Annotated in this window: 9 protein-coding genes; 1 reads left to right on the plus strand and 8 read right to left on the minus strand. The window is 62.7% G+C overall.

What is annotated here, in order from left to right; genetic code table 11:
- Nucleotides 1-37: 37 nt before the first annotated feature.
- The 7 genes from LDN85_RS16830 to LDN85_RS16860 all read right to left on the minus strand — a co-directional run bounded on the left by LDN85_RS16830 (nucleotide 38) and on the right by LDN85_RS16860 (nucleotide 10050).
- On the minus strand, nucleotides 38-1276 hold the full coding sequence (locus LDN85_RS16830; RefSeq protein WP_026541261.1) for a hypothetical protein: 1239 nt from the start codon (nucleotides 1274-1276) through the stop codon (nucleotides 38-40).
- Between the two features lie 197 nt (nucleotides 1277-1473).
- Entirely contained in the window at nucleotides 1474-2664 is a 1191-nt protein-coding gene (locus LDN85_RS16835; protein WP_026541262.1) for a glycosyl hydrolase family 28-related protein, read from the minus strand.
- 193 nt (nucleotides 2665-2857) lie between these two features.
- Entirely contained in the window at nucleotides 2858-3637 is a 780-nt protein-coding gene (locus LDN85_RS16840; RefSeq protein WP_035760927.1) for a PIG-L family deacetylase, read from the minus strand.
- Between the two features lie 30 nt (nucleotides 3638-3667).
- Nucleotides 3668-4813, minus strand: a complete 1146-nt coding sequence (locus LDN85_RS16845) for a glycosyltransferase family 4 protein (RefSeq protein ID WP_223943603.1) — start codon at nucleotides 4811-4813, stop codon at nucleotides 3668-3670.
- A gap of 2 nt (nucleotides 4814-4815) precedes the next feature.
- On the minus strand, nucleotides 4816-7854 hold the full coding sequence (locus LDN85_RS16850; protein ID WP_026541265.1) for a hypothetical protein: 3039 nt from the start codon (nucleotides 7852-7854) through the stop codon (nucleotides 4816-4818).
- Between the two features lie 34 nt (nucleotides 7855-7888).
- A complete protein-coding gene (locus LDN85_RS16855; protein WP_223943604.1) occupies nucleotides 7889-9331 on the minus strand; it encodes a glycosyltransferase family 4 protein in 1443 nt (480 codons plus the stop codon).
- Nucleotides 9328-10050, minus strand: coding sequence for a glycosyltransferase (locus LDN85_RS16860; RefSeq protein WP_035760889.1), 723 nt, complete (start codon nucleotides 10048-10050; stop codon nucleotides 9328-9330). Before LDN85_RS16860 ends, LDN85_RS16855 begins: the two co-directional genes overlap by 4 nt.
- 269 nt (nucleotides 10051-10319) lie before the next feature.
- Here LDN85_RS16860 and LDN85_RS16865 point away from each other — a divergent pair, with 269 nt between their 5' ends.
- Complete coding sequence (locus LDN85_RS16865) at nucleotides 10320-12539, plus strand: S9 family peptidase (protein WP_223943605.1); 2220 nt, start codon at nucleotides 10320-10322, stop codon at nucleotides 12537-12539.
- A 12-nt stretch (nucleotides 12540-12551) separates the two neighbouring features.
- On the opposite strand, the gene LDN85_RS16870 is transcribed toward LDN85_RS16865, so the two are convergent.
- Nucleotides 12552-13361 (minus strand): class I SAM-dependent methyltransferase, encoded by an 810-nt coding sequence (locus tag LDN85_RS16870; RefSeq protein WP_223943606.1) that lies wholly within the window; start codon nucleotides 13359-13361, stop codon nucleotides 12552-12554.
- Nucleotides 13362-13375: the final 14 nt, after the last annotated feature.

A 13375-nucleotide genomic window follows, 5' to 3' on the forward strand; every position in this document is an offset into this window, starting at 1 on the left:
GGTGACGATGGCCTTATGGCGTGGTCCTCGTCAATAGTCAGCATGTTCCTGTCTGTATGGTGTTGTTCTGGTTGATGTTGCCGGTTCCGGGTGCGATGTAAATATTCCCGGCTGCACACGCCCTGTTGTTCGTGGCTACGACGTTCGTGATCGGGCCGTGGCCGTCAAAGTCGCCGATGTGGATAGCGTCGTAGCTGCCGTCGGGGAACGCGTGACCGGCTTTCAGGTCGTGGATGTAGTTACCAGTCAAGCTCACCCCGTTGACCGCGCCGGTACCTTCGTCGTAGTACCCGGTGCGGATACCGTACGGCGCCCCATAGAACTCGTTGTCGGCGATTTTCACGTTGTAGATGGAGTGGTTGCCAACGGCAAGTTGCATACTGTTACCCCGGTGTCCGCCCCGGACTTTGTTCCCAATGTAATTAATGTCGTGGGTGGTTCCGTTGATGGTGTGGGCCACAAGGCCGTCGTCGCCGTCGGTTCCAACGCGCTGATCGATGGTGTTGCTGATGACGTCGCCGAACGATGAGTCCAGGACATGGATGCCGTCGAGCTGGTCGTACTTACCGCTCGTCGCGACGATGGTGGTGCTGTTCTTCACGCAGAACCTGGTGGTCGCCACCGCGACAATCGAGTAAGTGAAGGGGTTCCTGACGTGCACTCCGTCCACGAGGTTGTTGAAGCCGCCCCGGATATCAACGACATACTCGTCCAGGCGTTCGCCCATGTTGATGCTCACTGGGAGGGTATTTCCTGAATGGTCCGCTGTGAGGTTCGTGATCGTGGTGTTCGTCGCGCTGTTGGTGGTGACGATGGGATAGCCACCTGACGGTCCCTTTGTGGACAGGAAGTTGGGTCCCGCTTTGAGAACCGTGCCGGGACCTGCGCCCTGAAGTTTGACGTTGTTCGCCATCCGGAGTTTGCCGTTGATGATGTAGATTCCCGCTACGAGTTTCACTACCCCGCCGCCAGCTGCCCCTGCTGCGTTGATGCGGCTCTGTATGGCGCTCGTATCGTCCCCGGTGTCGTTGACGGTGGTGGAGACGTTGTAGGCCGTGGTTGCGCTGCTGCCCGTCGCGCCGCTCTTCGTGCATACCGCCGCCTCATTGGTGGCTGTGGCCGCAGCTGATGCCGTCGCCGTGGCGGGTGTCGCAGGAACCCCGGTCAGTGCGAGTGACACGGCTGCGGCAGCAACTGCAAAAACGGACCGCCGCCGTCGTGGTTTCGCCCAGGTGCGGCGTATGGACGGTCCCAAACCAATGTCAACAGTTTCCACTGCAATCCCCTATGTGCCAGGTCGCTCGGTCCGCGCCGTTGGCAGGAGTCTATGTTTGACACGCATTCTGGGGAAAACCTGCTGCATTGACCTGTGGATAAGTTCCGCCCGTCGGTGCCGGGCCAACAACCGGCGTACTGACCATCAACGCAGGCATTCCAAGCCTTCATTCCTGCGGCGGTAGGTTCTTGCCATACTCAGCATGTTCCTGTCTGAACGGTGTTGTTCTGGGTCATGTTGCCGGGGCCGGGTGCGACGTGGACATTCCCTGCTGCACACGCCCTGTTGTTGGTGGCAACCACGTTCGTGATCGGGCCCTGGCCGTCAAAGTCGCCGATGTGGATGGCGTCGTAGCTGCCGTCGAAGAATATGTGACCGACTTCGAGGTCGTGGATGTAGTTACCGCTCAGGGTCACGCCGTTGACCGCGCCGGTCCCGTCGTCGTAGTACCCGGTGCGGATACCGTACGGCGCCCCATAGAACTCGTTGTCGGCGATTTTCAGGTTGTAGATGGAGTGGTTACCGACGGCAAGTTGCATACTGCTGCCCCGGTGTCCGCCCCGGACTTTGTTCCCGATGTAGTTGATGTCGTGGGTTGTTCCGTTGATGGTGTGGGCCACAAGGCCGTCGTCGCCGTCGGTTCCAATGCGCTGGTCAATGGTATTGCCGATGACGTCGCCGAACGATGAGTCCAGGACATGGATGCCATCGAGCTGGTTGTACTTGCCGCTTGTCGCGACGATGGTGGAGCTGTTCTTCACGCAGAACCTGGTGGTACCGACGGCGACGATGGAGTAAGTGAAGGGGTTTCGGACGTGCACTCCGTCCACGAGGTTGTTGGAGCCGCCCCGGATATCAACAACATACTCGTCCAGGCGCCCCCTCAGGTTGACGCTGGCCGGGAGGGTATTTCCTGAATGGTCCGCCGTGAGATCAGTGATCGTGGTGTTCGTCGCGCTGTTGGTCGTCACGATGGGGTAGCCACCCGACGGGCCCTTTGTGGACAGGAACCTGGGGCCGGCCTTGAGAACAGTGCCGGGACCTGCGCCCTGCAGTTTGACGTTGTTCGCCATCCGGAGTTTGCCGTTGATGATGTAGGTTCCGGCTACGAGTTTGACGACACCGCCCCCGGCTGCCCCTGCGGCGTTGATGCGGTTCTGTATGGCGCTTGTGTCGTCCGTTGCATCGTTTACGGTGGTGGAGACGTTGTAGGCCGTGGTCGCACTGCTGCCCGTCGCACCGCTCTTCGTGCATGCTGCCGCCGCATTCGTGGCCGTGGATGTTGCTGATGCAGAAGGTGCCTGGCCGGGGGTTGCCGGCGGCATGTTCTCAGCCGGAGCAGTAGAGAACCCGCCCAAGGTCAGCAACGCGGCGGCGGCAGCAACCACCAAAGCTGACCACCGCCGTCGTAGCTTCGCCCAAGCGCGGCGTAGCGACTGTCCCGAGTCGTTCTCGGCTATTCCCACTGCGATCCCCCAGGTGCCAGGACGCACCGTCGGCGTCGTCGGCTGGAGTCTACATTTGGGCGCACGTACCGGAAAAACGCTGGGCGTTGACTTGTGGATAGGGTCCGCGGAGTCGTCATGCGGCATTCTGGGTGGGCCCCGGCACAAAGTAGGTTTCCGGTTTCCGTGGAATCTCCCCGCCAGGGAAAAGGGCGTCGGACTGTGTAGCGTACTCTCTGATCCGCCCACGTTTGGCGTCCAGTCCCGTATCCCAGGTCCACGGAACAAACCCCATTTTCGACAAATGCGGCTGGTCCGGAGCTGTCGTCAGGTCATAGGGAAAGTCTGAGTACATCACCACGTTGTCCGGATGCCCCTTACCTACCTCGCGGGTGATCAGATGGTCCACGTGCCTTCCTACTCCTGCGGGGCAGAAGAGCAGCTCGGCTTGCGTTTGCGCCATGAGCCCGGCAACATCGCCCCGGAGTTGGCGGATGAGCGCCTGATCGCCCCTGGCGATCCTGCCCAAGGCGATGTCGAACCGGTAGGTGGCGTAGCGGTGGTTGAGCTCCGGCAGAAGCCTGTCCCAAGCACTGCTCCCCAGCATCGGTGGCTTGCGGCGGCGTCGAAACAGCGCATCCACTTCGCCAAGATGAATGGATTGAACTCCCATGCCAGCCAGTACGGCGCGGTCTTCCGACTGCCTGGCTTGGTAGAGCTCCGCAGCGTCGGGCACGGCACATTGGCGCAGAAAGGACCGGGTGGCCCGCGTGTGCGGTGCCGGCCCTGACTCTGTGAAAAGAGTAGCGACGATGATCTCGCGTCCCTGTGCTTCGGCTTCCATGAGAGCGCCGCAGGACAGCACTGCGTCGTCCAAGTGGGGTGAGAGGAACAGCCAAGGCGCATCCCCTGCCATGGAACGTTCAACTCTGGATTGCACGTGCATTCAAGCCCTTTCAGGGTGACGGGCTTTCGACCGCCGGGTTGGAGGTTTCTTTAATTCCTTGACTGCCGTTTTATAAGCGTGTGCCTGCATGTCAGCGAGCGCATCCCAGTTGTAACCGGCGGCGAACGTCCGTCCTTGCGCAGCAACGTCCGCCAGATCTGCCTGCGGGTACCGGCGGGCGATCTCGTCTCCCAGCGCCTGGGCGTCGAAGGCCTCAACCACCCATCCTGTGCCCGGCAGAATGATCTCCCTCAGGCATGGGATATCGAAGGCAATAACCGGAGTGCCCGCTGCTAGGGCGTCAATGGCCACCAAGCCGAATGTCTCGTGCCGGGAAGGCACCACCAGAAGCCGGGCTTCGCTGAGCGCTTGGAACTTCCTGTCCCCGGACAGCCACCCGAGCATCTGCACGCGCCCGGAAAGGCCGGCGTCCCGGATGGCCTTGCGCAATCGATCCTCGTCCGGACCGGCGCCGGCGATCAGCAGGTTCCCGTCAACCCTGCCGCAGGCGTGCGCCCAGGCTTCCAAGAGCAGATCCAAGCCCTTGTGCCCGTACTCCAGACGCCCGATGAAGAGGACATCCTTCCCCACGAGGGGCTCGCTGTTCCAGACGGCGGGATCCACACCGTTGCCGATCACGTCAACATGAAGGTCCGGGTTGAGCGCCTTCAAGCGGTCGCCGATTCCCTGCGAAACCGAGATGAGGCGTCGGTGCTTCCGGACACCCAGCCGCTCAATCCAATGCATTGGGAGTTTGTACTGCCGTGCCTTATCCCTGGCATGAAGCCACTGCACAACTCCGATCGTGGGTCGCTTGGTCCACAGGGGGGCGGCCATGGTGGAAAAGGGAGCGAAGAAATCCTCCACCACCAACTCAACAGTTGACCGGCGCTTACGTACTTCCACAGGCAGCCAGGCAATGTACGCCAGCAACCTGGTCAAACGGTTGCCGCCCTTTCCGAAGCCGATGGGTACATAGTGCACGCCGTCCTCCACCCGTTCCTGCCAACCGGGATACCGTGTGGTCAAAACCGTCACACTGAAGCCAAGGGCAGCCAACCGCCTGTTGATCTCATGGGTCCTTACTGAACCCCCGCCCGCCCCGGGCATGCGTGGATCTTCAAAGCCCAAATGGAGAACTTTCATTGTTACCGTTCCGTCCCGTAGTCCTTGTAGGGCACCCCAACGTTGGCCGTAGCCGCTGCCTCCAAAGCAACGGGATCCACGTACCAAATGGTGGTCTCGCCGTTGGTGGGACCAAGTGTGGTGACCATGGGAGTTGCATGGTCCTTCAACCAGGCCAGCATGGTGGGGTTGGCGTAACCATAGCCCTGGCTGGTGGGCTTGGATTGGGTGAGGATGTAGCTCACCCCTTGCTCTTTCATCAGCGGCGCCGATGGCCAAATGCCGAACCGGGGATCATGCATGTACGCGAAGTGCCCGGTGCTGTTGGTGACACTGATCCGTGCATCGGCAGGCAGGTTGGCCCGCACCCAGTCGTTGGCCCTGACAAAGCCGTTGTCCACTGTCAGCGCGGTCCGGAGTCCCAAAACTACGGTCAACACCACATAGATCACGCTGACGATGGCAAGTGCATTGCGGCCCTTGGGGTACCTCTCCCGGAGTTCCACCACCGCCAGGACCGAACAAATTACTCCGAACACCATGACGCCGTACCCGTACTGTTCCTCAAACGTCCCGAAGACGGCGCTGTAAGCACCGGCGGCGCCCAGTGCCAGGCCTCCCAGCCCAATGAGTCGCCGCCCGGCATGATGGCTGAAACACAGCAGCAAGCCCACCACTGGGCACAAGCCCAGCAGGATGTAACTGGTAGCGAAGTGTCCGCTCTGCTCAATGAGCCGCGAGACCAGGCTCGGTGAGCCCTCGGAGGTGAAGCCTGTGCTCTTCTCTACACCTGACATGCGCAGCAGCCCGTTGCTCTTGGCCCACACCCAACTGGGAAAGTGACCGTGGCCGGCCACGACAATCAGGTAGATCACATAGGGCACGAAGCCCAAGCCGGCAACAACGAGTCCCTTTCGCCACTGGAGTGTTTTCTTCCACACGATGGCCGCAAGTACGGGGGCTACGGTGCTGATGAAGAAGAAGTCCTTGCACAGGATGGAGTAGCCAAGAAGTAGTCCGGCCGTTGCCAGCCGCAGAAACGAACGCATTTTGCTCTTTGGCTGCCGATGGTCCACCAGAAGCAGCAATCCTGCCAGCCCCGGCACCATGGCCGAGGTCTCCAGGAACGCATGGCTGTTGTTCCTCAGGATGAATGGTTCGAAGGCTAAGAGCACGGCAGCGAGCCACGCGGCGGTGGGAGTGGACAGCTTGCGCACCAGCAGGAAACCAAGGCCAACGGTCAGGGCACCCATCATGCCGTTGAGCCAGCGCAGTTGGAGCGTCACCTCGATGATCTCGCCGGTAATTCCGAAAACCTTGATGACCCCGGCCTCCAGCAGGAAGTACCCCGGTGGGTGGAGGAAGAACGGCCCATCAGGCAAGGTTGGGAATTCTCCGGCGCTGACGGATTCACCGAGCCGGACATACAGCATCTCGTCCACCCACAGTTCGAAGCCCCGCTCAAGGCCAAGCGCGCGGACACCGAAGGCGGCGGCAACAACCACAATGAATGCGGTCAGGTTGCCCGAAAGCGCCCGTGCGACCCAACTGGCCCAGAGGCTCGTTGAAGGTGCTTGAGGCTTGACCCGGCGGCCGATGGTTTGGCCGGATGTGCCGGCCCGGCGTCGTCGTGAAATTTTGAAGTCGTTTCTGTGCGGCAGCAGCCCCCGTTGATGGGCGAGAACCATGAGGCCGCTGACAGTGGCCAGGGCCAGCCACACCAAGGGCTGGATCTGGGCGGTCACAGCGAGCGCCACTATCAAGGCGCCGGCCAGAAGCAGGAACGGGCCGGCGCCCCGGCCGGGGTGAGCCGCAATGAGGACCGGGCGTGCCAGGAGAGCCAGCACACCACCGGCCATGACGGCTCCCACTGCGGAGCCCACAGCCATGCCGGTGACTGCATTGACTTGCCAGCCAACCCACAGGCCACCCACCACCAACACACACGCGCAGGCCAAGCCAATCTGGCATCGGCGATAGGCCCGCAAAGCAAGCAGGACCGTGGACAGAACCATGAGGACCGCGTACCCCAGGCCGGAAGCAGCCAACCAGGGCAGGAGCCCCAAGGAGCCGTGGTACTTCTGGGGAACAATGAATCCGGCCATCAACGGCGGGGCTGTAGCGATGATGGCGAAGGCCACCACGGCAAGTTGCCCGAATGAGGCAAAGGCTGCACCCAGGACCTCACCTGCTTTGGCGCCGGGCGTGCGCAGCAACGGGAAGGCCACCAATGCGGTTCCGGCTGCCACATAGACCGGCCCTTTGGCGATGGTCGCAAGCGCCTGGAAGCCCGCGGCATCGGCCGAGCCGCCGGCCAGGAAGCCGACCACCACGACGTCGACGCCCACCAACACAGAGACGACGCCGAGAACGGAGGCGATGTCACTGGTTTCGGCCCATCTCCACTTCTCCAGCAGAACCCGCGGACGCCACCGCAGGTCCCGGTAGAAGGACCACGGCACCACCAGGGGCGCAAGGCATCCCACGACGAAGCCCAAGACCGCTCCCCCCGCGCCCCAGGCCATGGCGATCACCACGACGCTGAAGATGAGTCTGAGGAGAACCTCACCAACGGTGGAGATTGCGTACCAACTGAAACGGAGTTCACCCTGCAACCACCCCGCGGGTGCATTCGCCATGAAGATGACAAAGGCTGCAAGCGCCACCACTGCGGCCAGGCCGGGGTCCGCGAGCGCGAGCGTCACGCTGCCTGAGATCGCTGCCGCGGCAAGTCCCGCCAGGCAGGAAACGAAGACCGAGAACGCAACGCCATTACGGCGTTCCTCGGAGCCTGCCGGGTGAACGGCAACAACGTGGGACAAAGGAAGCGGGACCAAGGCATTGGCCACGATTCCCACAACCCCCAGGATCATGGCCGCTGCGGCGAACATGGTGTAGTCCGCGGTGTCCAGCTTGGTGGCCATGAGCAGGGTGCAGGCGTAACTCATGACGCCCACAACCCCTGCAGACACGGCAAGGAAGCCGCTGTTCGCGGCAATTCCCGGGTCTTTGTCCGACGCCCTGCGGTTTGCCCTGGGCCTTTCCTGTACATCAAGAGTCATTGTTTTCTGGGATGGATCCATGGATGTACGCCCGTTACTGGCCGTCAAAGGCGTCGGCGGGAGTGAAGGCGCTCCCGGGACCGGCCAGCAAAGCAGTGCGTCCGGCGGAACGGGCTTCTGCAGACGTCACGCCAATTCTTTGCATGGCCGCGAAGGCCTCGAACTCGTCCCGTCCCTTCATCAGGACAGCGAGGTGTCCGTCCTCGGTGACAGCAACTTCGTCCGTCCTGTGGAGGATGGACTGAAGATCGACACCCTCGGGTTGCTCGAAGCGCACCAGGGTGGACAGGTCCGAGTGGCATGAACGAGGGTCCCCGCCATCACGCCGGATCTTTTCCTCTTCCAACAGGGCTCCAGTGAGCAGTCTGGTGCTACGGTCCCAGGTGAAACAGCGCGCCCATTCCCGGCAATCCACCGAAACGTCCAGCGCCGCGTCGGGCTCACTCATGGCCACCAGCGCCTCAACCAGCGCCACTCCGAATTCCTTGGGGGTGTCCACCAGCCAGCCGGTCCTGCCGTCCACTACCGAATCCCGTATCCCGGGAACCCGCAGGGCAAGGCAGGGAACTCCCCACGCAGCGGCCTCGATCACCGAGCAGCCCCAGCCTTCCGAGGCCGAGGTGGAGGCCGTCAGCCAGGCCCGGCTCAACAATCTGTCCCGGACGTCATTGGGCTGGTAGCCGTGGAAGGTTACTGCGTGGTCCAGGCCAAGGTCCATCACCAACTGCTGCAGCCTGGCACGCTCGGGACCGTCCCCCACAATGTCCATCCTCAGGTTCTGAATGCTGCGCGCCGCCACAGCGAACTGGCCCACCAGCAGGTCCAGCCTTTTGTGCGGCACCAAGCGGCTGACGACGGCGACGGTCGGTTCCGGCGCTCGATCGGCAACGGCATCCGGAATGTCGATGGTGCCGTTGGGCACCACATGGACAGGACCTGAAAACCCGAGCTTCCGCAGTTCCAGACGGGTGGAGGGCGAGACCGCAACGATGGACCGCTGCCCGTACACTGCTTTGGCTCCCGGGCTTTCCAGGAACCGGCCAACGGCAGCCAGGGGCGGTGAGAACCTGGTGCGGAATTGCTCCTGGTGGACATGGTGTATCACCTGGATGATCGGCAGTTCCCGGGGAAGGAACAACGGCGAAAAGAACGGTATCCCGTTCTGGCAATCCACCACGGCATCAAATTGGCCGCCGCTCCGCAGAAGGCGGAGCGCGGCGTGTCCATAGATGGACAGGGCTCCGCCTCCCCGCAGGATACGGATGCCATCGATGACGTCCTCCGGCGCCTGGCCGTCGTCGCGACCTGTAAACCAGGTGACCTGGACGCCGTTCTGCACCCACCTCCTGGAAATCTCATGGATGTACTGCTCAGCGCCCCCGGCCTGCGAGTGCTGGACATCGCGCCAGTTGAGGACCAGCACGTGCTTTCCTGCGAGGAGGTCGGGAGAATTCAACGCGGTGAGGCCGGACGTCATGGGGTTGCCCGCTGAAGTTGGATCACCGAGGCAAAACTGGCTACCCCATCCTGGAAGGGGCGGAACGTTGATGCTGCCCCATCAGTCCATGCCACGGGAAGTTCGACAATGCTGGCGTTGTTGTCCTGCAGGCGCAGCAGAAGCTCAACGTCGAAGGCGAACCCGGTACTGCGGCACTGCACCATCGCTGCGGTGAGGGCATCCCGTTCAAAGAACTTGAATCCGCACTGGGTATCCCGGATGCCCTTGACCTTTGATTTGGTCAGCGCGCGGAAGGCAGTGCCTCCCACCCGGCGTCCAAGGTGTTGGGGCCGGACCAGGGTTGAGCCGGGTGCGTGGCGGGAAGCGATCACCGCTGCTGCGCCATCGGAGAGGTGCGCCATGGTCTCGGTGAGGGTTTCCAAGGGTGTGGCGAGGTCGGCGTCGAAAAAGCCAGTGAACCTGGACGTTCCGCTGAGTAAGCCGCGGCGGACTGCGGCGCCCTTCCCCTTACGGGAGCACCCCACCACGGAAATGGGTACGGCGTCTCCCTCTTCCTGGGAGATCCGGCGGACCACTGCGGCGGTTTCATCAACGCTGCCGTTGTCCACCACGACGATCCGCGACGACCACGGCTGTCCGGCCAGGAAATCGACGGTCTGTTTCAGGGTGTCCGGGATCCTCGCGGCCTCGTTGTAGGCAGGAATGACTACCTCAAGGTCCACGCTCGAGCGGCGCAATGAGTCTGAATGTCGGCGTGCTTGAAGACTCCCTCTCTTGCCTATGTGCACACTGTGCTGTTGAAGAAGGACCATCTGAACCTCCATATATCCGGGTACGGCACAAAAACGTGCTCGCAATATAAGCAGTGGGGGCACCCCGGAAGTCATGACGCCAATCCCAGCCGTAGTGCTCCAAGTCATAAGCCACTCTCAATACCGGAAACCGTGCCCGGCGCTCTGAGCGAAATTGCTGGTTCGTTGTCCGGGCCCGTCTATAGAGTGGCCACATGAGCCACACATCTTCGGTCCCTGCCGCTGCTCCGGAATCCACAGCAGTGCCTCCTGTCGCCAAGCGGATCCCCACACGCCGTGAACACCACGGTGACGTTTTCGTGGACAACTACGAGTGGCTCAGGGACAAGGAATCCGCCGAAGTGGTGGACCTCCTGAAGGCAGAGAACGCCTACCAGGAAGCTGTTACCGCGCACCAGGAGCCCTTACGTGAGGCCATGTTCCAGGAGATCAAGGGCCGTACCCAGGAAACGGATCTCTCCGTGCCCAGCCGCAAGGACGGCTGGTGGTACTACAGCCGTTCGGTGGAAGGCAAGGAGTACAACATCCAGTGCCGCGTCCTGGCTTCGAACACCGGAGACCCCGTAGCTGACTGGACACCCCCGTCCGTGGAGCCCGGCGTGGAAATCGACGGCGAGCAGATCCTCCTGGACGGCAACATCGAAGCTGAGGGCCAACCGTTCTTCAGCGTCGGCGGTGCTGCGGTGACGGTGGACGGCAACCTTTACGCCTACGCCGTGGACAACTCAGGCGATGAACGGTTCACCCTGAGGATCAAGGACCTGCGGACAGGCGAACTGCTCCCCGACGTCATTGAGGACATTTTTTACGGGGTGGCCTTCTCCCCCGACGGCACCCGCCTTTTCTACACAGTGGTGGATGATTCATGGCGGCCATACCAGGTCAAGGCCCACGTTCTCGGTACGCCTGTGGCCGAGGACGAGGTTCTCTACCAGGAGGACGACGTCGCCATGTGGCTGGGCTTCGATCTCTCCGCGGACCGCCGCCACCTGGTGCTCAGCATCGGATGCTCGGAGTTCAGCGAGACGCGGCTGCTCCGCTTCGCCGATTACGACGCCGGCCTCAGCACCGTGATCTCCCGCGACCACCACCTTCTGTACGAGGCCGAGCCCTTCGTCCTGGACGGGAAGGAAACCCTCCTCCTGACCCACAACAAGGACGCCATCAACTCGATGGTCAGCTTGGTGGACCCGGCCGAGCTCAGCAAGCCGCTGGCAGAGCAGGACTGGCGTACCGTCGTCGAACATTCCGACGACGTCCGCGTCAACGGCGCCGGCGTGACGTCCACGCATCTGGTGCTGTCCGTCCGCAAGGACACCATTGAACGGGTCCAGGTGCTGCCACTGGCCGGGCTTGGCACCGGGGCCCAGGGCCGCCCGGTGGAGCCGGCCTTCGACGAGGAGCTCTACACCGCCGGGGTGGCCGGTTCCGACTACGAGGCCCCCGTGATCCGGATGGGATACACGTCCTACTTCACGCCGTCGCGCGTCTACGATTTTGTCCTTCCCACCTCCGAACTGCCCGCGGGCCGGCTCCTCCTCCGCAAGGAAAGCCCTGTCCTGGGCGGCTACTCCGCGCAGGACTACGTCGCCACGCGCGAATGGGCAATCGCCGACGACGGCACCCGGGTCCCGCTGTCAGTGCTGCGTCACGCCTCGGTCCGGCAGGATGGCAGGAACGCCGGGCTGGTGTACGGCTATGGCTCCTACGAAATGAGCATGGATCCGGGCTTCGGGGTGGCCCGGCTGTCCCTTCTTGACCGCGGCATCATCATGGTGATCGCCCACATCCGTGGCGGCGGCGAACTTGGCCGCCGATGGTACGAGGACGGCAAGAAGCTCACCAAGAAGAACACCTTCACCGACTTCATCGCCGCAACGGATTGGCTGGCCGGGTCGGGCTGGGTTGACCCGTCGCGCATCGCAGCGATGGGTGGGTCTGCCGGCGGATTGCTCATGGGCGCCGTGGCGAACATGGCTCCGGAAAAATACGCTGCAGTGGTAGCGCAGGTGCCCTTCGTGGATGCCCTGACCACCATCCTTGATCCCGAGCTTCCCCTGTCCGCCCTGGAATGGGAGGAGTGGGGCAACCCGATCACGGATCCCGAGGCCTACGCCTACATGAAGTCCTACACTCCGTACGAGAATGTGGCCGCTGCGGCCTATCCCAAGATCGCTGCGGTGACATCCTTCAATGACACCCGTGTGCTGTACGTCGAGCCTGCCAAGTGGGTCCAGGCGCTGCGCTCAGTGTCCACGGGTTCGGAACCAATCATCATGAAGATCGAAATGGACGGCGGGCACGGCGGAGCCTCGGGCAGGTACGTGCAGTGGCGTGAGCGGGCCTGGGACTATGCGTTCGTGGCCGACTCCGTGGGAGCCACCGAACTCCTGCCTGGCGCCGGCCTGAGGTAGGAGTTTGTCCTCTTAGGCTCGGCGGGCCCGGAGCAGCGCGAAGTATCCCGGGATCAGGTCCGGGGTGGACGGGCTGCTCAGCGGACGCGTCTCAATGCTCGTGGCGCCCTCCTCGACCAGGGTCCAGTCCGCCGTCGGGAAGGCCTTGCTCCGCTGGGCCGCCCCGAACCGGCCAGGCATTGGCAGCCCCCGAATGGCCCACTCCAAAGGGCCAGGGATAAATTTGCGGGTGGCCCCAAGGTGGCTGACGTAATCCACCGGAGTGCCGGGGAAGTTGGTTTCGGCCAGGAAGACGCCGCCGCGGGTCCCGACGACGGGCAACAGGTTCGCAGCGAACGCAGAGCGGCCGTTTCGGTCCAGAACGTGCAGGACCCCACGGATGAAGACGTTCGCATCCCCGGTCCAGCCCGCTGCTTCCAAGGCCGTTGCCACCGTTAGTGCGGCGTCAGGTGCCGTCATGTCGCACACGGCGTAGGACGCCGTCGGGATTCCCGCTGATTCCTGCCGCGCCCGCTCGACGGCGTTCGCGGAGTAGTCAAGCCCCAGCGCATGCGGGAAGTGGCCTGCCAGCAGACGGGTGAGGCTGCCATTGCCGCATCCGACGTCCACCACAGGCAAAGAACGGTCCAGCTGCGCCAGTTTGGGGAGGTAGCCGTTGAGTTCGTGGTCGCTGCCAGAATCCCACAAGACATCGCCCGTGGCACCGGTGGAACCAATATCGCCCCAGAACCGATCCCAGGCAGTGCGGGGATCCTTGGGGGCGGCGGAAGAGAGCCTGATGAGGCGGGGAATCAGCAGGTACTTCTGCAGCGCGCTAAACATCCTCCAAATATAAG

Source organism: Arthrobacter sp. StoSoilB20 (assembly GCF_019977295.1).
Classification (GTDB): Bacteria; Actinomycetota; Actinomycetes; order Actinomycetales; family Micrococcaceae; genus Arthrobacter; species Arthrobacter nicotinovorans_A.

Coding starts and splice junctions, on each gene's coding strand:
- LDN85_RS16840 (WP_035760927.1), bottom strand. CDS start 3,637: ATGGCAGGGGATGCGCCTTGGCTGTTCCTCTCACCCCACTTGGACGAC.
- LDN85_RS16865 (WP_223943605.1), top strand. CDS start 10,320: ATGAGCCACACATCTTCGGTCCCTGCCGCTGCTCCGGAATCCACAGCA.
- LDN85_RS16845 (WP_223943603.1), bottom strand. CDS start 4,813: ATGAAAGTTCTCCATTTGGGCTTTGAAGATCCACGCATGCCCGGGGCG.
- LDN85_RS16855 (WP_223943604.1), bottom strand. CDS start 9,331: ATGACGTCCGGCCTCACCGCGTTGAATTCTCCCGACCTCCTCGCAGGA.
- LDN85_RS16870 (WP_223943606.1), bottom strand. CDS start 13,361: ATGTTTAGCGCGCTGCAGAAGTACCTGCTGATTCCCCGCCTCATCAGG.
- LDN85_RS16850 (WP_026541265.1), bottom strand. CDS start 7,854: ATGACTCTTGATGTACAGGAAAGGCCCAGGGCAAACCGCAGGGCGTCG.